General features: G+C 44.4%; 24 protein-coding genes. 9 read left to right on the top strand and 15 right to left on the bottom strand.

What is annotated here, in order from left to right; all coding sequences use genetic code 11:
* Positions 1–19 precede the first annotated feature (19 nt).
* The gene (locus ACTXGE_RS01170) at positions 20–304 is read left to right on the top strand and encodes a GNAT family N-acetyltransferase (RefSeq protein WP_435950058.1); all 285 of its coding nucleotides are present in this window, start codon (positions 20–22) and stop codon (positions 302–304) included.
* Between the two features lie 100 nt (positions 305–404).
* The gene (locus ACTXGE_RS01165; protein WP_317199624.1) at positions 405–698 is read left to right on the top strand and encodes a 4a-hydroxytetrahydrobiopterin dehydratase; all 294 of its coding nucleotides are present in this window, start codon (positions 405–407) and stop codon (positions 696–698) included.
* Between the two features lie 108 nt (positions 699–806).
* On the opposite strand, the gene ACTXGE_RS01160 is transcribed toward ACTXGE_RS01165, so the two are convergent.
* Positions 807–962 carry a DUF1328 domain-containing protein gene (locus ACTXGE_RS01160; protein ID WP_443541180.1) on the bottom strand — a complete coding sequence of 52 codons (156 nt, stop codon included), beginning with the start codon at positions 960–962 and terminating at the stop codon, positions 807–809.
* A gap of 440 nt (positions 963–1,402) precedes the next feature.
* Between ACTXGE_RS01160 and ACTXGE_RS01155 the strand changes: the two genes are divergently transcribed.
* The 3 genes from ACTXGE_RS01155 to ACTXGE_RS01145 all read left to right on the top strand — a co-directional run bounded on the left by ACTXGE_RS01155 (position 1,403) and on the right by ACTXGE_RS01145 (position 4,685).
* A complete protein-coding gene (locus ACTXGE_RS01155) occupies positions 1,403–2,674 on the top strand; it encodes a saccharopine dehydrogenase family protein (RefSeq protein ID WP_443541181.1) in 1,272 nt (423 codons plus the stop codon).
* Positions 2,675–3,062: 388 nt separating this feature from the next.
* Positions 3,063–3,905 (top strand): hypothetical protein, encoded by an 843-nt coding sequence (locus ACTXGE_RS01150; protein WP_443541182.1) that lies wholly within the window; start codon positions 3,063–3,065, stop codon positions 3,903–3,905.
* A gap of 393 nt (positions 3,906–4,298) precedes the next feature.
* Complete coding sequence (locus ACTXGE_RS01145; RefSeq protein WP_443541183.1) at positions 4,299–4,685, top strand: hypothetical protein; 387 nt, start codon at positions 4,299–4,301, stop codon at positions 4,683–4,685.
* Positions 4,686–4,823: 138 nt separating this feature from the next.
* Here the strand turns inward: ACTXGE_RS01145 and ACTXGE_RS01140 are convergent, their stop codons facing one another.
* Entirely contained in the window at positions 4,824–7,358 is a 2,535-nt protein-coding gene (locus tag ACTXGE_RS01140) for a Tex family protein (RefSeq protein WP_443541184.1), read from the bottom strand.
* Between the two features lie 336 nt (positions 7,359–7,694).
* On the opposite strand from ACTXGE_RS01140, the gene ompR reads away from it, so the two are divergent.
* Both ompR and ACTXGE_RS01130 read left to right on the top strand, forming a co-directional pair.
* Positions 7,695–8,450, top strand: a complete 756-nt coding sequence (gene ompR / locus ACTXGE_RS01135) for an osmolarity response regulator transcription factor OmpR (protein ID WP_317199630.1) — start codon at positions 7,695–7,697, stop codon at positions 8,448–8,450.
* Between the two features lie 91 nt (positions 8,451–8,541).
* Positions 8,542–9,222 carry an exopolysaccharide biosynthesis protein gene (locus ACTXGE_RS01130; protein WP_435950053.1) on the top strand — a complete coding sequence of 227 codons (681 nt, stop codon included), beginning with the start codon at positions 8,542–8,544 and terminating at the stop codon, positions 9,220–9,222.
* Between the two features lie 39 nt (positions 9,223–9,261).
* Here ACTXGE_RS01130 and ACTXGE_RS01125 read toward each other — a convergent pair whose 3' ends face one another.
* The 4 genes from ACTXGE_RS01125 to ubiG form a co-directional block, all read right to left on the bottom strand.
* Positions 9,262–9,528: a DksA/TraR family C4-type zinc finger protein gene (locus ACTXGE_RS01125; RefSeq protein ID WP_317199632.1), complete on the bottom strand. Its 267-nt coding sequence runs from the start codon at positions 9,526–9,528 to the stop codon at positions 9,262–9,264.
* 85 nt (positions 9,529–9,613) lie between these two features.
* Entirely contained in the window at positions 9,614–10,429 is an 816-nt protein-coding gene (locus tag ACTXGE_RS01120; RefSeq protein WP_443541186.1) for a YciK family oxidoreductase, read from the bottom strand.
* A 37-nt stretch (positions 10,430–10,466) separates the two neighbouring features.
* Positions 10,467–11,177: an HAD family hydrolase gene (locus tag ACTXGE_RS01115; protein ID WP_443541187.1), complete on the bottom strand. Its 711-nt coding sequence runs from the start codon at positions 11,175–11,177 to the stop codon at positions 10,467–10,469.
* A 106-nt stretch (positions 11,178–11,283) separates the two neighbouring features.
* A complete protein-coding gene (gene ubiG, locus ACTXGE_RS01110) occupies positions 11,284–12,090 on the bottom strand; it encodes a bifunctional 2-polyprenyl-6-hydroxyphenol methylase/3-demethylubiquinol 3-O-methyltransferase UbiG (RefSeq protein ID WP_443541188.1) in 807 nt (268 codons plus the stop codon).
* Between the two features lie 375 nt (positions 12,091–12,465).
* On the opposite strand from ubiG, the gene ACTXGE_RS01105 reads away from it, so the two are divergent.
* Complete coding sequence (locus ACTXGE_RS01105) at positions 12,466–13,086, top strand: thiol:disulfide interchange protein DsbA/DsbL (RefSeq protein ID WP_317199636.1); 621 nt, start codon at positions 12,466–12,468, stop codon at positions 13,084–13,086.
* A 122-nt stretch (positions 13,087–13,208) separates the two neighbouring features.
* On the opposite strand, the gene yjgA is transcribed toward ACTXGE_RS01105, so the two are convergent.
* From yjgA to mazG, 8 genes are all read right to left on the bottom strand, one after another.
* Positions 13,209–13,718: a ribosome biogenesis factor YjgA gene (yjgA, locus tag ACTXGE_RS01100; RefSeq protein WP_317199637.1), complete on the bottom strand. Its 510-nt coding sequence runs from the start codon at positions 13,716–13,718 to the stop codon at positions 13,209–13,211.
* A gap of 40 nt (positions 13,719–13,758) precedes the next feature.
* Positions 13,759–14,736, bottom strand: a complete 978-nt coding sequence (gene rapZ / locus ACTXGE_RS01095) for an RNase adapter RapZ (protein WP_443541189.1) — start codon at positions 14,734–14,736, stop codon at positions 13,759–13,761.
* A 55-nt stretch (positions 14,737–14,791) separates the two neighbouring features.
* The gene (gene panC / locus ACTXGE_RS01090; protein WP_443541190.1) at positions 14,792–15,676 is read right to left on the bottom strand and encodes a pantoate--beta-alanine ligase; all 885 of its coding nucleotides are present in this window, start codon (positions 15,674–15,676) and stop codon (positions 14,792–14,794) included.
* A 29-nt stretch (positions 15,677–15,705) separates the two neighbouring features.
* Positions 15,706–16,506 carry a 3-methyl-2-oxobutanoate hydroxymethyltransferase gene (gene panB, locus ACTXGE_RS01085; RefSeq protein ID WP_317199640.1) on the bottom strand — a complete coding sequence of 267 codons (801 nt, stop codon included), beginning with the start codon at positions 16,504–16,506 and terminating at the stop codon, positions 15,706–15,708.
* A gap of 212 nt (positions 16,507–16,718) precedes the next feature.
* Entirely contained in the window at positions 16,719–17,237 is a 519-nt protein-coding gene (gene folK / locus ACTXGE_RS01080) for a 2-amino-4-hydroxy-6-hydroxymethyldihydropteridine diphosphokinase (protein WP_317199641.1), read from the bottom strand.
* Positions 17,238–17,260: 23 nt separating this feature from the next.
* Entirely contained in the window at positions 17,261–19,432 is a 2,172-nt protein-coding gene (pcnB, locus tag ACTXGE_RS01075) for a polynucleotide adenylyltransferase PcnB (RefSeq protein ID WP_443541191.1), read from the bottom strand.
* Positions 19,433–19,630: 198 nt separating this feature from the next.
* Positions 19,631–20,011 (bottom strand): ComEA family DNA-binding protein, encoded by a 381-nt coding sequence (locus ACTXGE_RS01070; protein WP_443541192.1) that lies wholly within the window; start codon positions 20,009–20,011, stop codon positions 19,631–19,633.
* Positions 19,998–20,771, bottom strand: coding sequence for a nucleoside triphosphate pyrophosphohydrolase (gene mazG / locus ACTXGE_RS01065; protein ID WP_443541327.1), 774 nt, complete (start codon positions 20,769–20,771; stop codon positions 19,998–20,000). The genes ACTXGE_RS01070 and mazG overlap by 14 nt, the downstream gene beginning before the upstream one ends.
* A gap of 264 nt (positions 20,772–21,035) precedes the next feature.
* On the opposite strand from mazG, the gene ACTXGE_RS01060 reads away from it, so the two are divergent.
* Complete coding sequence (locus ACTXGE_RS01060) at positions 21,036–22,511, top strand: phosphohexomutase domain-containing protein (protein WP_443541193.1); 1,476 nt, start codon at positions 21,036–21,038, stop codon at positions 22,509–22,511.
* A gap of 103 nt (positions 22,512–22,614) precedes the next feature.
* On the opposite strand, the gene ACTXGE_RS01055 is transcribed toward ACTXGE_RS01060, so the two are convergent.
* A complete protein-coding gene (locus ACTXGE_RS01055) occupies positions 22,615–24,021 on the bottom strand; it encodes a UDP-glucose/GDP-mannose dehydrogenase family protein (protein WP_443541194.1) in 1,407 nt (468 codons plus the stop codon).
* Between the last annotated feature and the right edge of the window lie 5 nt (positions 24,022–24,026).

Below are 24,026 nucleotides of genomic sequence, written 5' to 3'. Positions count from 1 at the left end.
TTAGTAAACGGAGAGAGATATGAATAATAATGAATCACTAGATATATCCCACAACCAAGATGCCAAGCGTTTTGAGACCTCTATCGACAATAAGACAGGTTACATCAGCTACCAAGAACGCGGCGACACGCTCGTCTACGATCATACTATTGTGCCTGCAGCTCTAGGCGGGCGCGGTGTGGGCTCAGCACTGGTCAAGCACGCTTTAAACTATGCGCGTGACAACGACAAAAAAGTCGTGCCGCAGTGCTCGTTTGTTGCCTCATATATCAGCAAGCACCCTGAGTACAAAGATTTAGTTTAAGTATAAAAGCTTATTCTAATATGTACTCAACGGATTTCGCTCCTGTTGTATCTATTCTTATAAATTTTAACTTTTTTATCACTATCATAAGGACAGCATCATGAGTAGTTTATCTGATAAACAAGTGGATATGCAGCTTGAGGATCTAGCAGGCTGGCAGCGTGATGGCAGCAGTATCGTCAAGACCTATCACTTTAATGATTTTATCGAAGCTATGAGTTTTATGAATCAAGCGGCTTTTTATGCTGAGGCGCTCGAGCATCATCCCGAGTGGCGCAACGTTTATAACATCGTCGAAGTACGTTTGACGACGAATGATACTGGCGGTATTACCAGTCATGATATTCGCCTAGCTAAGCGCATGGAATATATTATTCAGCCTAAAAGACTATAATCTGTACTTACAAACTCTTTGAGATTATGAGTCCTTGTATGCTTAAACCAAAAAACCGTCTCCTTAGAAGACGGTTTTTTGATTATAAAGAATAAGTTTTTTGCAGATCTACATCTTGCGGCTGACAAAGGCCACAATGAATAAGATAACAGCTACAGCTAATAGTACGTAAGCAATATTGGCAGATAAGCCTGCAACGCCGCCAAATCCAAGTAAACTTGCGATAAGTGCGACAACGGCAAAGATGATAGCCCAACGAAACATAAAATTCTCCTTTAATTGTTAATATAGGTGGCTTTGGTTATAAGTAGCTCTAATTAATTGTTTTTAATACTATTCTTAAGAATCAAATAGTACTAAATCACCTCTAAAAGTATCGTTTGATTTGGTAATTAAACATTGAATTATGTAACTTTTGTAATTTCAAAAGTATTGATGTAGTAGATACTTAAGTGCGACCGTTTTATGTGTCTATATATAAATAGCATCTAGTATGCCTACCTATATTGACGTAAAATCCATTTAACACCAAAATCGGCCAATGAGAGCTCTGCAACAAGAACCTTAATAAACCAGCTCTTGTAACTATATTTAATAATTATAAGTAATTATCTGCTCAACATCTCACAGCTCAAATTTTTAAGGCTCAAACATTACTTTTTTAATCACTCTATCTTCTTTAATCACACTATAAGGATACTATTATGTCTACCTCAAATCAGAAAAACACTGACACGCGCGAATATGCCGTTGTCTTGTACGGTGCTACTAGCTTTGTCGGTCAAATTACGGCGCATTACTTATCAGAGTTTTTGTCTGAGAATAGTGACGCAAAAGCGACTTGGGCGATTGCAGGGCGTGATGAAGACAAACTCAAAAAACTACAGTCTGAAATCAGTGGCTCTGACTCTACGCAAAAAGTCGACATTATCATTGCCAATAGTAACGATGACGCCAGCCTAGATAAGATGACCAAACAAACACAGGTCATTATCTCAACCGTCGGTCCTTACCTAAAGTACGGTGAGCCTTTGATCAAATCTTGCAGCGCTAACGGTACTGATTATGTTGATCTGACGGGCGAAGCTATCTTTATTAAGGACATGATGGATAAGTATGAGGACGCCGCCAAACAAAGTGGCGCTCGTATAGTCAACTCGTGCGGCTTTGACTCTATTCCCTCAGATTTGGGCGTGTACTTTACTCAGCAGCAAGCTCAAGATAAGTTCGATGATGTTTGTAGTATCATTCACATGCGCGTAAAAGCAGCTAAAGGCGGTCTCTCTGGTGGTACGATTGCCTCGATGGCGACTATATTTGAAGAAGTCGGCGAAGACAAATCACGCCGCAAGCAAGTGACGAATCCTTATCTACTCAATACTGATGATGATGCGCCAAATACTCGTCAGTACAATGTCAGCAAACCTGAATATGATGATAAGCACAAGCGCTGGCTAGCTCCTTTTGTGATGGCAAGTATCAATACGCGTATCGTACATCGCAGCAATCAGTTATCAGATTATGAGTATGGTCGCGACTTTAAGTACGACGAAGCCATGTGGATGAAAGATGGTATCAAAGGTCAGATGACCAGCTACGCATTGAGTGCAGGTCTTATGGGTTTTGCCGCCTCTATGATGTTTAAGCCCAGCCGTGAATTACTCTCAAAGCATGTCCTACCTAAGTCAGGTAGCGGTCCTTCAAAGTCTGAACAAGACAACGGTTATTTTGATATTCGCTTCTTTGGCGAAACGGCTAAAAATGAGCATATCAGTACCAAAGTTACAGGGGATAAAGACCCAGGCTATGGCAGCACCTCACGTATGCTGGCACAATCGGCGCTATGCTTGGCACAAGATATCTCAAAAGAGAGCGTTGAAGGCGGCTTTTGGACGCCAGCTTCTGCTATGGGCGAGCATTTAATCAAGCGCCTAGAGGAACACTCTGGTCTAAGCTTTGAAGTTGTTGATAGCTAATATTGATACTTTTTTTAGCGCCTATTTTGTTTTAGCGCTAAAAGTCTAAAGACACAATCAACCGCATCTTATTGTTAAGGTGCGGTTTTTTTATCGGTTAATGACACAAGTATAAGTTTTAGGTAACTGACATTGCCGTATTGCGCGTTTTCACTACATTACGCTACATAATCTTAGCCTATTGTCACAGCGTACTGGCAATCATTTGGGTAGTATAAATTTTGATAAGCACAACTTATTCATCTATATCTTAATCAGCGCTTGTAAAGTACAGCGTTTATTCAAGCTCTATAGATAGATATTTCACATAAAAAAGGTATATGCAGCTTTTGCTGTGGAACATCACAAAGCTACTAAATAATACATAACCTATTAAGAGGATAAAATTATGAAATTGAATATATTAACTGCAGCGGTACTCACGTCAGGTTTGGCTATGGCAGCCACAAGCGCTAATGCTGGTATGACTACTGATCGTAACGGTAATGTCGGCTATGATACTTATGATGAGTGCGTCATGGCGGTAAAAGACGGCTCTGCTAAGTTCTATACTCCTTATACTTACCAAAATCCGATGCGCCGCGCAGGTGAAGTCAGCGTAGCTAAGATGAGCCTATCTGAGGTTATGATCCCCCAAAGCGTAGTCAACAATAATAATCTACGTACCAGCGACTATGAAGCAGGTGCTTGTGATATGGGTGTTGGTCAGTCCAATGGTCGCTACGGTGTTTCAGGTGCGCTAGTAGGTAAATATGTTCCTTTTGCCTCTGACATGCCAGTTAATGTCTATATGGATAGAAATGGCAACCCTGTACGTGTCACCATGCAGCAGTGTGATAACCATTTTGGTAGCAACTTCCCAACTCCCGTTATCAGTGAAGTAAAAGCGCCAGAAGCACAGCTTGCAATCAAAGAAGATCGCAGTATGGAAGCAGTCGTTATCGAGACCAAGCGTACTATTCGTCCAACGCAGTATCAAGTCAGCGAAGTCATCATAGCGCCTAGTGATCAGGTTCAACGCGTGAATACAGCAGCAGGTACAAGAGTTGCTGTAGAGACAGCAGATGGTCGTACGGTGTATGTTGGTCAAGAAGCAGATGCTCAAGCCATCAGAAACACTGATATCAATCAGACTTATCCTGTGATTCGTGTGCCAGACAATAACATGCAAAACAACATGCAGCAGCGCATCATCGATCCAAACACAGGTAGAACTATCATAGTTGAGTAATACTTTAACGCTAGCGATATTATAGTTAGAATCTGCAACGTGACCTCAACACTTTTGAGTGATAAGCAGGTTTTGGACATATATCTTGCACGTTATAACAACTTAGATTGACTCTGTGAGAGTATTAATCTCTTTACTACTGAAATACCAGCCATCGAGCTGGTATTTTTGCGTCTAAGACATCATCAATGGACATCAAGTTTTTATAACGTTTTATTTTATCTGACATAAACGTTGTAGCAATGATGACTCAGTTGTTGTCTTTATAGGTCTTTTGCTTTTAGGGCGTAAGACCTATAGCTCAATTAGCATAATAGGAAATCATGCTAGTTTACTTAAAAGTCTAAACTCATTTTGGACTTGTCTTAGATTTGCAACTCAAGGAATACCCTAATGCAAAACCGTACTTTATCTCTACTTTTCGGCACTACTCTCATGATGCCTATCTTTGCCTTCGCTGCTACTGATAGTAGTGTGACACCCGCTGATATACGTACCACTGCTGTAGACAATACTTTGCAAGCCCAAATTGAAGGTCCTGATGGGGAGCTACTAGCCACTCAGCCCGGTGAAATCGAAGTCGATACAAACCCTGCGCAATTAGATCCGAAAATGATGGAAGATTCAAGCATGATGGAAGATTCAAGCATGATGGAAGATCCAAACATGATGCCAAACTCTGTAACGCCATTAGAGTCAGAGCAAAGAATTGAGGGTGCAGATAGTACAACGACAGTTCCTGTAACTCTACAAGAAACTCGTCGTATCATAACCCAGTAATGTTAGACCACTGGAGTACTTAGACATATGGTGTCGTCCTAAGATAAGTCGTTTATCGTATCCTTACTTTAGAACGGCGCACATGAAAAAAGGCAGCCAGTGGCTGCCTTTTCTGTGTGTTAAATAAAGATTGAGCAGTTACTTCTTGCCCTTGGTGACCCCTGCTTCTTTAAGCAGCGCGCCAAGTGTACCCATTTTGACCGGCGTATCTGCCTTAGGCTTTTGCGCCTGCTGACGATTACTCGCGCCGCCTTTATTGTTGTCACCTCTACTCTTGTCACCTTGGCGCGGTGCGCCAGAGCGTTTGTCTGCTGGTGGACGCTTGCTGCGCGCACGGCTCGGCTTATCGTCACTACTAGTAGAGTCCGTACGGCTCGTAGCTGGTTTAGCTGGCGCGCGCGCAGGTTTGTCGTTTTCAGGTTTCATGCTAAAGCCAATACGGCCACGTTTTTCGTCGATAGAGATGACTCGAACTGAGATAATATCACCAGGTTTGACACGGTTCATAGGGTCTGCGACAAAGTCATTAGCCATCTGAGAGATATGTACCAGACCGTCTTGATGTACACCAACATCGACAAAACAACCAAAGGCGGTAACATTGGTTACAACGCCTTCTAAAGTCATGCCCTCAGTAAGGTCTTTGATACTATTGATATCATCACGGAAATTAGCCGTTTTGAACTCAGGACGCGGGTCACGAGCAGGTTTTGCCAGCTCGTCCAAAATAGCTTTGACACTGATGTTGTCATCATTAGCCAAAGCTGTAGTATCGATAGTACCCAGCACACTATCGTTACCGATAATCTCGCTTAGAGACTTGTCCGTTTGCGCAAGTATGCTATCAACCAGCTCATAGCTCTCTGGATGAACACCTGTGGCATCAAGTGGATTGCTACCCTCGTGAATACGCAAAAACCCTGCAGCTTGCTCAAAGGTTTTGACCCCTAAACGGGGCACATCTTTGAGCGCGTCCCGAGTAGCAAATGCGCCATGCTCACGTCTATAAGTGACGATTTGCTGCGCGACGTTTTTATTCAAACCAGCAATATGTGCCAAGATAGCAGGGCTTGCTGTATTGACATCAACACCGACGGCATTCACGCTGTCTTGCGTGACTTTGTCTAAGCTATCAGCCAATTGGTTTTGGTTGACATCATGCTGGTATTGACCGACGCCAATGGCTTTTGGATCGACTTTGACCAGCTCTGATAAAGGATCTTGCAGGCGGCGCGCGATGGAGACTGCTCCGCGTACGGATACATCTAGATTGGCAAGCTCATCACTAGCAAGCTCGCTTGCAGAATAGACAGAGGCGCCTGATTCATTAACGATGACCGCTTTTGCTTTAAGAGCAGTATTGGCAGCCAAGATCTCTTTAATCATCGCATCGGTTTCGCGACTTGCCGTGCCATTACCGATAGCCACTAGATCAACGTTATAAGTACTTAACAGCTCATCAATGACAGTTTTGGCTTCATCCATTTTATTATCAGGCGCAAAAGGATAAACGGTTGCGATAACTGGCTTGTCATCAGCCATCATGACATGACCTTGTGCATCGATAACCGCCATTTTGACGCCATGGCGAATACCGGGATCAACGCCTAAGATGACTTTGCGTCCAGCAGGCGCTGACATCAGTAGATGCTGCAAGTTACTGGCAAACACATCAATAGCATCCGCCTCAGCACTTAAGCGTTTTTCGGTTAACAAGCGATGCTCGATATGCGGACGCCACTTATCTTTCCAAAGACTAGTTGCCGCCTCAACCAAAAACTCGCGGCGTGCGTCTGGCGCTTTAGCCTCAATATCAAAATGACTCACGATTTTATCGATAAAGGGCGTATCTTCGCCTTCAATTTTTAGACCTAAGACATTTTCTTGGCGACCGCGTAACATGGCAAGCAGGCGATGATTGGGCAAGCGTGCAAGGCTTTCACTATGCTCAAAGTAGTCTTTGAACTTCTCACCCACTTCGCGTTTTTCTTCGCTAGCCACCGATGAGACGATGCTCGCTGTTTTAGCAAAGCCACTACGTAAACTATCGAGTAGATCAAGCGCCTGCGTCCATTCATCAACGATAATAGCTTGTACGCCTGCTAACTGCTTGTCGGTATCCGCAAAATCTACCTCAATCTCATTACCATTATCATCGGTGATGACTGATGGCGCTTGATAGTCAGCTAATGCCTCTATTGGTGCAACCTCTTGCGTTAATACCGATTGCGCAGCTTTATCTAATCCTGCTGCGCGAGCTTTGGCGGCAGGTGAGCGCCGGCGCGGACGATAAGGCAGATAGATGTCTTCAAGTTCAAGCTTGGATGTCGCGTTATCGATACGCGCTTGCAACTCGTCATTTAGATTGCCTTGGGTACTTAGCAATTCGATAATCTTGAGGCGGCGCGTTGCCATGTCACGCTCATAATTGAGCGACTTTTCTAGTGCTCGAAGCTGCGCATCATCGAGATTTTGGGTTTTCTCTTTACGGTAGCGCGCTATAAACGGCACCGTCGCCCCTGCATCAAAGAGTTCGACAAACGCATTGACTTGAGCCGTCTTAATGCCAAGCGCGCGAGCAAGTTTGTCGTGGATATTCGCGTGTGTGGTTGCATCCAAACCCTGCATATTTGCTGGGGCTTGCGATGACGTTAAGGTATCAGTGCTACTCATAGACGTATCAATCGTTGATAAATGGTGTTTGGCATTATAGCAAAAGCTGCATGAATAAAAATCCTTTTTATACTATCCTTAATTATCATGGTTTTTGTAGCCATAATGAAGCAAAAGATGTCACTATCTGCCTTGTTAAACAAACGCATACAGCATTTGTGCGGATGGATGATGCATTTAGTGATGCAATCTTATACACTGATGGTAGATAGCTAAATAATAAGTCATTGCACAAAAGTCGTGACTGATATTCTTAAAATTTAAATAGCAACAAGATTACAAGTAAAAGCGATAGCAGATTTTGCCTATAATAAAGCCTATAAAAGGATATGATAAATGACGGATAACACTCATGCAGATACGCTCACTCAGCGCATATTAGTCGTTGATGACGACGCGCGTTTACGCTCTTTACTACAGCGCTTTTTGGAAGACGACGGTTTTGTAGTGCGTACCGCGCACGACGCCAATCAGATGGACAAGCTCATGCAGCGCGAGCTGTTCTCTTTAGTGGTACTAGATCTTATGCTACCTGGCGAAGATGGTATCAGTATCTGCAAACGTCTGCGTGAAGACAACGGTGATATTCCTATCATTATGCTGACCGCAAAGGGCGGTGACGCTGATCGTATTGCAGGTTTAGAAGCGGGCGCTGATGATTATTTACCCAAACCTTTTAATCCAAAAGAGCTGCTCGCTCGTATTAAAGCCGTACTACGTCGCCAAAATCGTGAGCTGCCTGGCGCGCCCAGCTATCAGTTAGAGGTGGTTGAGTTTGGTCCGTGGACGCTTGATTTATCCACGCGTACGCTAAAACGCGATGGCAATGTGGTGACCTTAACCACGGGCGAGTTTTCAGTATTGAAGGCACTAGTACAGCATCCCCGTGAGCCGCTGACTCGTGATAAGCTTATGAACCTAGCACGTGGACGCGAATGGGGCGCTATGGAGCGCTCAATTGACGTACAAGTGTCACGATTGCGCCGCTTGATCGAGGATAATCCGTCGCAAGCGCGTTATATTCAGACCGTTTGGGGCGTAGGCTACGTCTTTGTGCCTGATGAAGCGGAACCTGAAGACAATGAGTCCTAAAGACAATGAGTCCTAAAGACAATGAGTCCTAAAAACGATGCTTCTTAAAGACAATGTATAGTGACGCGTAATAAAGCGCTCAGGAGTAGCGGTGTTAGAAAGTAAAACCAGTTCAAAGTCTAAAGACTCAAAGGATGACACTAGCGTAAGCGCTCAGAGTACAGAGCAAAGCGGCGCTAGTCACTCCTCTCATTCTGACACTAGCTTGACTACAGTCCTACATAAGATTGAACCTGACAAAAACACTGATAAAGTTAGTATTGGCGACGTCATGTCAGCGCTTAGTGAAAAAGGATTTGGACCTTTACTGTTTGCGCCTGCTTTGATTGCTATTATGCCTACAGGTGGCATACCGGGAGTACCGACAGTTTGCGGAGTCATTATTGCTTTAATTAGTATACAGATGCTATTTGGCAAACAACGCCCGTGGCTGCCCAAATTTATCGATAAGGTGAGTTTTGAGCAGGACAAGCTACATAAAGGCGTCGCTATCGCCGAAAAAGCGACGAAGCGGATTGATAAGATTGTTAAACCAAGATTGACAGTATTGAGCTCTGATAAGGCAAAAAAACTAGCAGCAGCAGTATGTGTTTTTGCTGCCCTAGCTATGATCCCATTAGAGGTTGTACCCTTTGCTGTTATGATACCCGCGGCCGCTATCATATTGTTTGCTATTGGACTAATCACCGAAGATGGCTACGTCTTTTTGGCAGCTTTACTTTTGAGTATAGTGACCGCCTACTTTTTGGTGACTCAGGTACTTATGGGATAAAAGGGTTTGTAAAACAAACAGGTAAGTACGTTAAATGTATTAGCGCAACTGACTGTCTTTACTACCACGTCGATTAAATAGCTCAGACGCTTTTGCTGCTTGCTCAAGTTCCGTCTGGCAACTCACGCAGTGCTGTACGCCAGGCAAAGCCTTTCGGCGTGCCTCTGGAATCTCATTGCCGCACTCATCACAAAACTCGCTACTCTCACCTTTGGGTATGGCACTGCGTACGCGATCTAAAGCATCATTGACCGTTGCATCCATCTGCTCATGTTCAGCGCCATCTCTTGACCATCCACCTGCCATAACCTAATCCTTTTCATTTATTGTTAGGAGCTATAAAAGTCTTTAAGAACAATTAGATGGGGCTAGGTTCTAACATTTCAATGCGCTATGATTTTGGCTGCAAGGCGACAACTTGTCCGCGAACGCCAATACTCTCGTCACTCATTAAGCATACATAACCTGCCATAATGTCTTCAGGCGTTTTGAGAGTCATTGGATTCTCACCAGGAAAGGCATGCGCGCGCATATTAGTACGGGTGCCACCTGGATTAATACAGTTAAAGCGCAGGCTTGTGGTGTTTTGCGTCTCTTGAGTAAAGATATCACTCATACCTTCCACTGCTTGCTTAGAGAGGGCATAAGCACCCCAAAATGCGCGTGGATGCGTCCCTACTGTACTAGATGTGAACACAATAGAGCCATTATCATTCTCTTTGAGTAGCGGTAATAATGCTTGCGTGAGCATAAAGGTAGCGGTAGCATTGACGTGCATGACTTTCGCAAAAGTGTCGACGTCGTACATCTCAAGTGGCGTCAGATCACCAAGTATACCGGCGTTGTGTAAAACACCGTCCAGCTGACCAAACTCGTTTTCGATTAACAATGCCAGATTGCGCATCTCATTGTAGTCAGCCTTTTCTAGATCCATTGGCAATATAGCAGGCTGCTTACCACCTGCGCCCTCGATCTCATCGTAGACCGCTTCTAATTTACTACTGGTACGACCCAGTAATAATACCGTTGCCCCATAACGCGCGTAAGTCAAAGCGGCAACGCGGCCAATACCAGCGCCTGCGCCAGTTACCAATATACGTTTGCCTGCCAAGCAGTCCTCTTGCGCATTGAAGTTTCGAATATCATCATGGTTTAACGAAGGCGTAGTTTTATTTTGGGTTGCTGACTGGGTGCTCTTATCGGTCATGCTTATACTCACAGCTGGTTAAATAAAGAATAAAATTTTAAATATACTCAAATGTACCTGACGCCAATAGCAACTTGCTTAGCTGCTCAGGCGTGTTGACAATATAATCTGCGCCCCACTTTTTCAAAGTCTTTTGGTCCTCAGGCGGAATATAGCCATAGCCTGCCAAAATAGTTGGCATGCCAGCGGCGTTACCTGAATCGATATCGCGTATATGATCGCCGACATACAGTACGCAGCCAGCTGCGCCGCGCGGTATAGCAAGTTTCTCTAACGCCATGTACATAGGTTCAGGATCAGGTTTAGAGCGAGCGACATCTTCGGGACAAACTAAGGCGGCGCAGCGTTCGTCCAAATCCATTTTTTGTAGTAGCTGCTCTGCTAGGTAGCGCGGTTTATTAGTGACAATGCCCCAAGGAACGCCTTTTTGCTCTAAAGTTGTGAGTACAGATTCAAGTCCATCAAACACCTGACTATCGACGCAAATGTCCGCTTCATAATCATCTAAGAACTGCTGACGAAAGGCTAGTAACTCCTCTTCTGTGACTTGATCTTGATTATTATGGCGTAGCATCAGCTTGACCATAGCAGAAGCGCCTGCCGAGACTTGCTCACGAATTTGCGCTTCAGGCGGCGCTTGCCAGTTATTCTGTTGACTCATTTTACCGATAATACGCACAAAATCAGCGGCTGTATCTATCAAGGTGCCATCAAGATCAAATAAAACTGCTTTTATAAATTTGCTCATAATTACACACTCTTTTCGTAGATAGGTTTAATAGAGGTAATGCTTTTTTCTAAAAGCTGAGATTTAAAATACAAGTTGCTATGGCTAACCATCATTAGCCATAGGCTTAAACCATCGGCTTTTGCACTGCAATCATATAGTTGACGTCAACGTTTTGTGCCAGCCAATAGCGCTTGGTTATCGGGTTATAATGCAAACCTATAATGTCTTGACGAGTAAATCCAGCATTAATTGCCATCTTATCAAGCTCGCTTGGAGTGATAAATTTGGCATAGTCGTGAGTACCGCGATCAAGCAGACGCAGCACGTATTCTGCGCCAATAATAGCAAACAGATAGGATTTAGGATTACGGTTAATGGTAGATAAAACGCTAACCCCGCCTGGCGCCAATAGCTCAAAGCAGGCGGTAACAATAGAGCTTGGATCTGGTACGTGCTCGAGCATCTCCATACAAGTCACCACATCGAACTGCCCAGCGTGCGTTTTTGCCAGCTCCTCTACAGGAATATTTTGATACCGCAGAGTACTCTCAAGGCCGCTTTGCTTGGCATGTACCGCCGCTGCTTTGAGGTTTTCATCGCCCAAATCGATACCCGTCACGTCAGCGCCGCGACGCGCCATAGATTCAGACAAAATACCGCCGCCGCAGCCGACGTCTAATACGGTTTTGCCAGCCAGACCTGTATCAGATGTTTTATCAGTATCATCGCTTATAAAGCCACTCTTGACATTGTCCTCTATCCAGTTCAGACGTAGCGGGTTAATTTCATGCAAAGTTGCAAAGGCGCCTGTGTTACTCCACCACTCGCCGGCTAAGTTGTTAAACTTTTCAACTTCGCTAGGATCTACATTGATTGTGTTTGTATTAGTCGTTGTTTGATTATCAGTAGCAGCATGCGGCGCTGAGCTCATAGGATTTTCCTTAGATATATGTATTGTCATAAATTTTATAACCTAATATTATCATGAGTGCGTCTATTTAGGTCGATACATACGTGGGCTATTATAAGCGGTATTGTTAACTTGAGAACATGACGAGTTTGCTTTTTGTCGACTCTTTTAAATCGCTATCAATATCGACAATATTTTGTTTTTATAGTGCTAAGTAAGAGTCGCTAAATAATAGCTCACAGCTTTACAACGGTTAGTTAAGAATACGGTTCACAAAAGGCGGCGTTTTGAGCTATTATAGCTTACGTTATTGCATGTGGTGCTAAGCGACCATCGCTTAACACTATGTCTCTCACTTTACAAAGTATTTAAGACTTTATCCCTTAAGGAAAACGTATGAAACGTGTCATGACACTGACTGGTTTGGCGATGGCTATTGGGTTTGCCTCTATGGGCGCGCAGGCAGCTGATTATGTAGCAGGCAAGGATTACCGAGTACTTGATAATCCAGAAAATATTAGCGGTGATGCAATCATCGTCCGTGAGTTTTTTTGGTATGGTTGTCCGCACTGTAATGTGCTTAATCCGCACATGGAAAAATGGGCAAAAACTAAAGATAAAGATGTGGCTTTTTTTAAGACGCCAGCGGCGCTAAATCCTGTTTGGGAAGCCAGCGCACGCGGATTTTATGCTGCGCAGTTACTTGGATTTGAGAACAAAACCCACGACGCGTTGTTTGATGCCGTTCATAAAGACGGTAAAAAGCTGTTTGATCAGGCCTCCCTTGCCAACTGGTATGCTTCAAAAGGCGTCGATAAAAAGAAATTTAATAGTCTTTATAACTCGTTTGCCGTCGGCACCAAAATTGGTCGCTCACAAGCAGGCGCTAAGCGCTATCAATTATCAGGCGTGCCAGCGGTAGTGGTCCAAGGTAAATATGTCGTGACTGGTGAAGGCGCTAAAGTGCCTAAAGTCGTTGATTATCTCGTTGATAAAGTACGTGCTGAGAAAAAATAGTTTTTAGTCTTGTTTAGATTTAAATGCAAAAAGCCAATCCTTAAAGATTGGCTTTTTCGTTGTGAATTTAGTGTTTACCGATTTTATGAGTAGACTCTCTAATTTGTCATAAGCCTGACAAGCTACTTTAGATCTGACAAAATAGTGACTTCACGAATATAGGTTGCAAGATCTTCTTGTGATTCAGCTAGTAGTTCATCGTCTTGCTTGTACTTAGCATATTCAATCCATAATAGCAGTTGGTGCAGGCTATTATGTTCAGACGCTTTATACTGTTTAGTAAATTGCTTTAATGTGCCTTCATCATTAATATTAAGCCTACCATACCAGCTCTCGATCTTGGCAACTTGCTCGTTTGGAAAGTAAGCGTCGAATAATGCTTTGATTAAAGTATGACGATCTTCTTCACCAATCAGTTTGCCCACGCGTTTGGTTTGGCGATTGCGAGCATTGGCGCTGGTAATATCAGTGAGCGCCATCAGCTCTGCCATAAAGTAGTCACTGGCAGGTAATTGTTTGAGCTGTTTTTTTGATAGATTTGACAAGGGTATCGATAAAGCCTGCAAGCGCTCATGCGCTTTTTTAAGCTCAGTACGCGAGACGCGCATGTCCTGTTCTGACCAGTCAACCATAGTACTATCCATATAATAATAAAAAATAAATAAGACGCAGCTACCACATATGCTTTTCGCGATGCTTAGTTGCCACTGTCAAATCTGTAGGCAAGTTTGCTGCCAATCTGTCTTGTAGTTGCTGAGTGATAAAGACTGAGCGATGTTTGCCACCTGTGCAGCCGATAGCAACAGTGACCGTATGACGATTATTATGTAAAAAATTAGGTAACCAGCGCTCCAAAAACGTCCTGATATCCTCTGCCATCTCGTCCACTTCTGGATAGTCAGCAAAGAACTCCTTAACCTTGCGATCTAACCCAGTTGCCGTACGTAACTTAGGGTTCCAATGCGGGTTTGGAAGTATGCGCACATCAAATACAAAATCGGCATCAATAGGATTGCCGTACTTAAAGCCAAAGGATAGCAGGTTGATAACGATTTTGTTGTCAACGCCAACGTAATCGCGCAAACGCTCTTTTAGTTGATGAATATTTAGCATGCTAGTATCAATTTTCATATCCGCGCGCTTAAAGATAGGCTGGAGCAAATCGCTCTCTTTTTTTATAGCTGCAGGTAAATTGTTAGTACTATGCTCAGTACTCAGCGTGTCTTTGGTCATCAATGGATGTACGCGGCGCGTGGCATTAAAACGCGCGACCAAGGTGCTATCTTGCGCGGTTACATACACCACCTGAACCGCTTGCTCACCGTAAGTCTGCTTAAGAGTGTCGTGTATAGTAGAAAAATTTGATAAATCTGCGCGCGGCGTACGAATATCAACGCCAAGCGCTAAGCGCTTTATACCACTATCTCCGACGAGCCTTTGCGCCGCTTGAGGGACTAAAGACAAGGGCAAATTATCGATAGAGTAATATCCCAAGTCCTCCAAAATGTTAAGCACGGAGGTCTTGCCTGATCCTGAACGACCAGAAACTACTAAGATACTCACGACTTCTTCTTTTGTGATCTCAGATATAACCGTTGTATCAGACAACGAGGTTTGATCTAGATTATCGTCTTTATTATCCGTATCCATGATCAATTACCTTTGTCTATTCATTTATCAAATTTTTTGGGTATTGCAGCACTATCTACTTAAAAGTGAACGGCTCATTATCTAATAGACGTGCCTGCCCTAGCTTCGCGGCGACGAGTATAATGGCATTAGCAGACTCTGAACTAAGATTAGATCCGTTATCAGTAATCGACTCTAATTGCGCGGTTTTGACTTCTAAATAATCGACAACAAAACCTGCATCAGTTAGTCGCTGCCGACTATTACTTATAAGCATATTTAGCTCATCATTATCATAAGTACCAGATAGCTGCTTAGCCAGTTGCTGTAGCTCTTGATGTAATAACGGGGCAATCTTTCGCTCTATACCCGTTAAGTATTGATTGCGCGATGATAGTGCTAAGCCATCGGTAGCGCGGACAATAGGGGCTCCTATAATCTCAATAGGGTAGCTTAAGTCACGTACTAGCTGCTTAATAATTGCTAATTGCTGATAGTCTTTTTGTCCAAATACAGCTACATCGGGTTGTACAATGTTAAACAATTTTGAGACCACAATACCAACGCCATCAAAATGCCCAGGACGCGACTGACCACATAATTGATCTGTGATAGCACCTGCAAGCACTAGAGTTGGCGGCGGCAGTACAGGATACATCTCATCAATACTAGGTGCAAAGACATAATCAGCGTGAACGGTGGTCAACTTACTGACATCTTCGTCCAAAGTGCGCGGATAACTGTCAAAATCTTCACCAATACCAAATTGGGTAGGATTGACAAAGACACTAACAACAACGATATCAGCTTGCTGTTTTGCGATACTGACCAGCTCCAAATGCCCCTCATGCAAGTTGCCCATCGTCGGCACTAATGCAATGCGCTTTGGCTTATCTAACTTGCATCGGCTGGACGCTAAGGCTGAGCGCAAATCTGAAATACGGTGGTAGATAGTAGGCATAAATAGCTCTAGTTATAAAAGATACTCAGCTAATCAAACTGATGCTGCTGTTTTGGGAAACTACCTTCGCGGACCGACTGCTGGTATAAGGCAAAGGCGCCTTCGATACTGTGCTGTGTATTGCGCTCATCGGTCAAAAAGTCATGAACAAAGCGCGGCACTCGCCCATGTACCATACCTAGCATATCGTGCATGACCAGCACTTGACCGTCGGTATCCGCGCCTGCGCCTATCCCAATCACAGGCACATCAATAGCTTGCGTAATAGATTTTGCCAAATCAGCGGGCACGCATTCTAATAAGATAATCGCCGCCCCTGCTTCTACCAAAGCTTTGGCATCATTAAGCAATTTGTCAGCGGCAGCATCACCACGTCCTTGAATCTTATAACCTCCAAAGACATTGACCGACTGCGGGGTCAGACCAAGATGTACACAAGTAGGCGTACCTGCCTGCGCTAAGGTAGTCACAAGCTCACACAGCTCGCTGCCGCCTTCTATCTTGATGACATGGGCGCCCGCTTGCATAAGCTTGCGGCTATTGGCAATTGCTTCTGGCAAAGTGGCGTAACTCATAAACGGCAAATCAGCCAGAATCAGTGCTTTGTCATTGCTACGCGCGACATTAGCAGTGTGATAAGCCATATCGTCGACGCTGACAGGTAGCGTAGAGTCATGACCTTGAACCACCATACCTAGGCTATCCCCGATCAATATCGTGTCAATCTCTGCTTTGTTCATCATGCGCGCAAACATGGCATCATAGCAGGTCAGGCAAGTAAATTTAGTCCCGTCTTTTTTGAGATTTTTTAGCGTAGATAAAGTGGTCATACATTTCTCGATAACTTGGCAATAAATAGTTTTGATATAGTCGATTCTAAATAAAACAGATACATTATATTTAAACGCGGAACTGGTATAAATTTTACTGGCGTGCTGTGTCTACGCTGCTCGATGCTGCGCAACCTATGTTTTAAAAAAAGCATTCCAGTCCCGTTGTATCGTTTTTATGTTGAACCCACTATCAGTAACAATAGACTTGTCTAATTGTCACCTAACTTCTTTAACCCTGTCCAGTCTGTACTGGATGCACAATTGATAAGTGGTACGCCTGCAACTTTGAGGGTTGGCTTAAGCTCAAGCAAAGGTATCAAAACAAAGTTGCGCTCATACAAACCTGCATGCGGTATTATCAAAGTCGGCTCTGCTAACAGCGCATTACCATACAACAAGATGTCAACATCTAAACTGCGCTCGCCCCAGTGACGCAATCGCGCGCGCTTAGCGTTGTTTTCTAACCCTTGACAAAATGCTAGTAGTTCAAACGGGGGTAGGCTCGTCTCAAAGCCTGCGACTGCGTTAACGAAGTCTGGCTGATCTTGTGGCCCCATTGGCGCTGATAGATAAAATGAGGACACTTGTACCTCTTTTATCTGATCTGCTGCAAGCAAACTTTTAATAGCGAACTGCAAGTGCTCCATTGGCGTACCCAGCTCGTTGGTTAGGTTGCTTCCTAAACCAACATAAGCGGTTACCCACTTATCATCTGTTATCTTTGCCATTTTATTTTAAACACTATATTAGTTTAAACACTGTCAGTGCTGATAGTACTAGGCTGACGGCGACGACGTTTTGCGGGCACAGGTCCTTGACTACTGATTGTATTGCTCTGATTTGGCGTAGCCAATTTTTTACTTTTAGTCGTTTTAGCTTCTCGTTTACTAGCTTCTTTGTTAGTCGTTTGTGCTTTGTCAGTCAACGTATCTTTATTCTTATCGCGACTTGCCACCTTTGGAGTAGGCAGGGTATCAGACTTGCTCAAAACGTCTGAGAAGGTAGTACTAGGCTGACGGCGGCGGCGCTTGTGCGGTATCGGCTCGTTATTTGCCGTAACCAGCTGCGGCGTTTGTGCAGGCAACTGCTTGCTCTCTTTGCTAGCCTTTGACGCCTGCTTATTCTCAAGAGCAATATCAGACGGCTTACTCTTCGTTTCTTTATCCCTAGCTGACTTCTTATCAACCGACTTTATATCAACCGACTCAGTATCAGCAACAGATGCTTTATTTTTAGCCGAGACTTGGCGAGATTTAGGTTTAGCCGATTTATCCACCTCCAGCTGTTTTTGTAGTGGCGGCACTACCTTTTCATGCTCTATTACCAATAGCGGCTCTGGCTGAGATTTAGATTTAGCACGCTTATTTTCACTACTGGCTAATGACAACTGCTTTAGTAATGCAAGCTCTTTACGGTCTTGTTTTGCCAGCTGCTTGCCATTGAGAGCTTGTTTCGGTTTAGTAGAGGACGTTTGTAGCTCTGTAGATAAAGACTGAGTATCATCGCGGCGACGGCGGCGGCGAGTGGGTACATTTGAATCATCATTCATAGGCGGCGCAGTCTCTTGTGGCTTAGCTTTGTCTTGGTTGTGATCAGTATCATTGTGCTTATTAGAATGACTTTGTTCTTGCAAATCATTTTGCTTTTGACGATTACGACCGCGCGAGCGCTGATTTTGTTTGTACGATCCTCGGCGAATACTGTCATCAAAATCATCGATCGCTTGAGCCTGCTCTTTTTCAGACAAGGTCTGATACGTCTGCCACCACTCGCCCATGCCGTTAGTAGACTCAGATAAAGGATGATCGCTATCACCGCACTGCTCACGCAACAATAAAAAGTCAAAGCCTGCGCGAAAACGCGGATGCTCGGACAGTTGTACAATTTGCTTGGTACGCGGCGCAGCAAGTTTGGGCTGCAATAGCCAAATATCGCGGATAAACTGCTCGGCAAACTTAGGAATCGCCGTTTTGATGCGTTGACGATCGATCACTTTACCTGCTGCATGCATCTGTGCATCGGCAAAAGGCATATTACGGTTTTTGGCTTTTTCTAACTGATGTAGGTAGTTCTCCCACAATAGCGCCGCATAAAAGAACGCCGGATTGATACTCTTGCCCGCTGCGATACGCTTATCGGTATTAATAGCCACTTGTTTGACCAGTGGACTTGGTTCAGCGGGTGGATATATCATCAAGCTATCGATTGCACCTGACTCAAACAAGAGCGGTAGCAGCGGTACTAGGTAGCCACCAGTAAACATCTTTTGCGTTTCATCATAGAGGCGATGGGGCGATATTTGTTCCAGTAGAGCCCAATTACTCTCGTGAAATTGCCCTGCTAACTCGTCATCAAACTCAAAACCTAACTTGGCCTTAAAACGTAGCGCGCGCAGCAGACGTACAGGATCTTCTTCGATACGCACCGGAGCATGACCTAACAGGCGAATTACCTTATTGTCTATATCATCAAGCGCTCCGCAAAAGTCATGTACCACGCCTTTTAGCGGTTGATAATAAAGCGCATTAATAGAAAAATCACGACGCGAGAAGTCTTGCTTAATATCGCCCCAAACATTGTCACGCAGGATCATACCATCTTGGTTGGTGTTAGCATCACTGGTGGGCGGACCGCGAAAAGTAGCGACTTCAATGAGCTCGCGTCCAGAGTAAACATGCGCCAGCTGAAAACGGCGACCGATAATGCGGCAGCGCTTGCCAAAGACGTCTTTGATCTCATGAGGCTTGGCATCAGTGACCGCATCAAAGTCTTTTGGACGTAGGCCTAACAAGGTATCGCGCACGCCGCCACCGACGATATAGGCATCAAACCCAGATCGGGACAAAGTGGCAATAACTTCGGTAATGGAATTGGGTAATTCAGATTTATTTAGTTCTAACTGCTTGGCGGCGCGCTCTGCCATGCATCTACTCCTCAACGGTGTTCTCGATCACCCCTAACGAACACAGTGTTCATCAGGCGGATGTACTCGCTAGTTTAACAAATTTTGTGCAAGCTGGGTATGTTATGGTTATCCCTTAAGTGCTAATTTGTCACTTTTGCTGTGCTAAAGCGTCGTACGCAAAGTGTATGCGGGCTAGGTGCCATGATATCAAGCGTCTTATTCGCTTATCTGTAAGCGAGAGCGATTCTTTTCAATCGTTTTTGCGCCTATGCCTTTGACTTTTTGTAGCTCATCAACTGATTTAAAGTCGCCGAACATCTCGCGGTACAAGATGATCGCTTGCGCTTTACTACTGCCGATACCGTTTAGCGAGGTCAACTCACCCTCGCTCGCACGATTGATATTCACCCTTTTTTGCTCTCGTGCTTGCACTGCTGATTTTTCTTGTGCCAACAAATACTGATAAGCACTTGCAGGATCATCGAAACAAGGCGCTGCATGGACTTGGGCTGGCAAAGCACTGATAATACAGCCTATTAACAATAGACAAAACATAAGGCTACTGTTGTAAGTTGCATATTTATTAACGGCGCTCATGCTGTTTGGCGGCCTCCCATAGTGCATCCATCTCCTGTATGTCACTCTCCTCAAAGCGCTTACCTGCCTGCTCTAGTTGTGTTTCGATATAGCCAAAGCGTGATTTAAATTTATGCACGCAGGTGAGCGTAGCCGCTTCTGCGTCAAGACCTAACTTACGCGCGACGTTGACCAGTCCAAATATACAATCGCCCAGCTCCTTTTCGATAGCAGCGATATTGGTTTGGATATCAGCGTCTGTTTGATTACTCACTTCACTCTTAAGCTCATTGATCTCCTCCTCAAGCTTATCAAATGCGCCGTCCACTCCGTCCCAATCAAAGCCTAATTTTGAGGCTTGACTTTGCACCTCTTGCGCTTGCATCAGAGCACTCCCTGCTTTGATAGCATCTAACCGGCGTCTTGGTTTACCCCTTGCTTCATCAGCTTGTCGTTCCACAACTTTGATCTCATCCCAGCGCGCTTTTACGGCCGTCTCATCTTTGAGACTCTCAGCCTCAAACACATGTGGATGGCGACGAATCAGTTTTTGTTGTAGAGTCGCTATTACGTCACTAATGTCGAAACGCCCTTGCTCAGCATAAAGCTGACAATGAAAGACCACTTGTAATAGCACATCACCCAGCTCACTTTTGATATCTTCGTCATCGTCAGTCTGTACCGCCGCGCCAAGCTCATAGGCTTCTTCGATGGCGTAAGGGATTAGGCTATGATTAGTCTGTTTTTGATCCCAAGGACAATCACTGCGCAAGCGTGCCATAAGCGCCAATAAATCCTCAAGCTCACCTGTTGCTTCTGGTACGCCTAATGCTGGCTTGGGCGTTATGATGGTTTTTGGCGTTTTACTTGTGGCTGCGTTGTTATTAAGTACTGTCATCACCTGCTCTCATTAGATTATTAGATTTATTGCTTGCTTGAACGAGTTTGATTTATCGCTTAGTGTAGCATTGAATAAGTAGACGCTTATAGTCATACTACTGCTACAATTAACGATACTATTTTAAACGCAAGGAACGTCCCTTTTATGTCTGCCTCAGCGAACTATCAACCTGCCCCCTCATTTGAACCTATAACTATCAGCTCCTTTAAAGCCTATGATATTCGCGGTGAGCTGGGCGTAAGTTTGGATGAAGACATTGCCTATCGTATCGGGCGCGCCTTTGCGCAGATTTTATCAGCGCGTTTTAAGGCTACCGATAAGAGTGAGAATAAGGAGGGCTTGCAAACGGCTATCGTCATCGGTAGCGACATTCGCCACTCAAGTGAAACCCTTAAACAGGCGACTATCAAAGGGGTTATAGATGCAGGCGTCGATGTTATCGATTTAGGCATGAGCGGCACCGAAGAGGTATATTTTGCGACCAGTCACTATCAAGCGATGGGCGGCATTGAAGTCACTGCCAGCCACAATCCAATTAATTACAATGGACTTAAACTGGTCAAAGAGCACTCAAAACCAATCAGCAGTGACGATGGTTTAGCTGAGATTCAAGCGTTAGCTGAGTCTGGCGACTTTACCCCAACGCATGCAGCGGGACAAATACAGTTATTGACAGACAAAAGCGCTTATATCAATCATGTCATCGATTTTATTGATATCGATATACTTAAACCCTTGAAGCTTGTGATTAATTCAGGCAATGGTAGCGCAGGCCCCGTTGTTGATTTATTAGTCCATAAACTTAAGACGGCTGGCGCGCCAATTGAGGTAATCAAGCTACATCACACCCCTGATGGTAGTTTTCCTAATGGTATCCCCAATCCTATGATTGAGGTCAATCGAGTGGCTACCAAAGCGGCAGTTTTAGACAACAAAGCTGATCTAGGTATTGCTTTTGACGGCGACTTTGATCGCTGTTTTTTATTCGATGAATACGGCGAGTTTATCGATGGTAGTTACGTCGTTGGTATGCTTGCTCAAGCGTTTTTGAATAAGTATGCCAACGAATCTATCGTCTACGACCCTCGGGTGATATACAACACCGAAGCGGTTATCGACGCTCATGGCGGTCAGGCAGTTATCAGTAAATCAGGACACTCTTTTATCAAGCAGGTGATGCGAGAGTCAGGCGCTGTCTATGGCGGTGAGATGTCCGCGCATCATTATTTTCGCGATTTTTTCTACTGTGATAGTGGCATGATACCTTGGCTGTTGACCATTGAGCTATTGTCAGTCACAGGCAAAACGCTGTCAGAATTGGTCACAGGCTATATCAGCGACTATCCAAGCTCAGGCGAGCTTAACTTTCGCCTGACTACCCATGATGCGCCCAGTATTATCAGCGCCATAGAAAATAGATTTAGCGCGCAAAACCCTAAAAAATCGACCTTAGACGGACTGAGCCTGAACTTTGGTGATTGGCGTTTTAATTTGCGAGCGTCTAATACTGAGCCACTGATTCGTCTAAATATTGAAGCGCGTGGGGATAAAGAGTTACTCGCGCAAAAAGTGGACGACATTCAGCAGTGGTTAGCCGCTCAAGGAGCGATACCGGCTTAACGTATCTAGTCTGTTATATTGTCTAAAAACGCTTCGAGGTTAATAGAATAAAAAAAGGGTCTACTCATTATCATATGAGCAGACCCTTTTTTAATGATAAAAACTATGACTTGTTGCGACCGATACCCACGTAACCGCCAACAAGTCCCTCAACTTGCACACGGGTCAATATATTCTGCGCATCAAAGATAGGCATTGCGTACTGATTGATACTGGCAACATCTAAGCGATCTTGTGGCGACCAGCTGATGATAAATATAGCTTGAGCACTAGCTAAAGACTGATAAGGGCTATTAATCAGCGTCATAAGCGGCTGTTCTTCATACTGCTCAGCGAGTTCGGTTTGTGCCTTATCACTATAGATAAGCGTATGAATATTATACGACCACAATAAGCTCAGGAGCGGATGAATTGCAGAATTTGCGGTGCGTCCAGAGCCTGATTTATAACTACCGCCCCAAATCATTACGGTTTTATTATCGATAAATCCATCAAAATATTGCCAAAATTTGCGAAATATCAGCTCTTTTTGGTCTTCGTTGATGTGCATGACCGCTTGCAGTAGTGGCATCTCAACGCGGCTAGTCTCGCCTGATTCTTCCAGCTTTATAAGCTCACTAGGCAAAGTATTACCGCCAAAACCCCAACCTGCTTGTAAGTAGCTGCTACCCACGCGCGCATCGAGTCCCATGATTTGACTGACCTGTCCGATATCGACATTCTGGCTATCTGCTAAGCGTGACATCTCGTTCATAAAACTCACTCGAGTCGCTAGCATGGCCATAATACTACTGCGAGCGAATTCTATCGTTGCAATATCAGCATGATGATAGGAGCGCGCCTGTTGCATTAGAGGCTGTAGCGCGCGTAGATGCTGACTGCTGTCTGGCGTCTTTTCGCCCAGTAACCACAGCGAGGGTTTAAGCATCGAGCTATAGGCCTCGCCATCTTGCAAGAATACAAAGGGCACATAATACACCCAAGCACGTCTTAGACGCTGAGCAACTTGAGAGATATGACCTAGATTTTCGATACCACTCATAATAATCGGTTGGGTCTGCTGCTGACTATCATTAAAGCTGCTAACCCAGCTCTCATCATTCCAAAATGATTTTATGTCATCAAGAAACAGCCAATAGAGCGCGGCGCGGGGTAGAATCTGAGTGCTGTCATGCTTGCTATCGGTAGTAGGCTCTTCATAAGTAATAATGAGTTCATCCGCATTTTTAGGCAACTGAAAACTTATTATCTGTTCTTGTTGAACATAAAGCTGCCACAGTGCTTGCAGATGATGCTCAAAACTGTATTGCTGCAGCTGCTGTGACAATTTATCGTTATCGGCATAGATATGAACGTATTGACCTAAACTTGCCAACACGACTGCACTAGTTAAAGCCTCAATACCATGACCAATAAGTACGCAGACATCAGAGTATTTGACAGCAAAACGATTAGCGTTTTCGCCATTATTACTGTTAGCAGAATTACTGTTAGCAGAGTTTGAAGTCATAAGAT

The sequence above is a fragment of the Psychrobacter sp. T6-4 genome (assembly GCF_052258425.1).
Classification (GTDB): domain Bacteria; phylum Pseudomonadota; class Gammaproteobacteria; order Pseudomonadales; family Moraxellaceae; genus Psychrobacter.
Note: the sequence above shows the minus strand (reverse complement) of the source record. Positions and strands in the feature narration are given on the sequence as shown.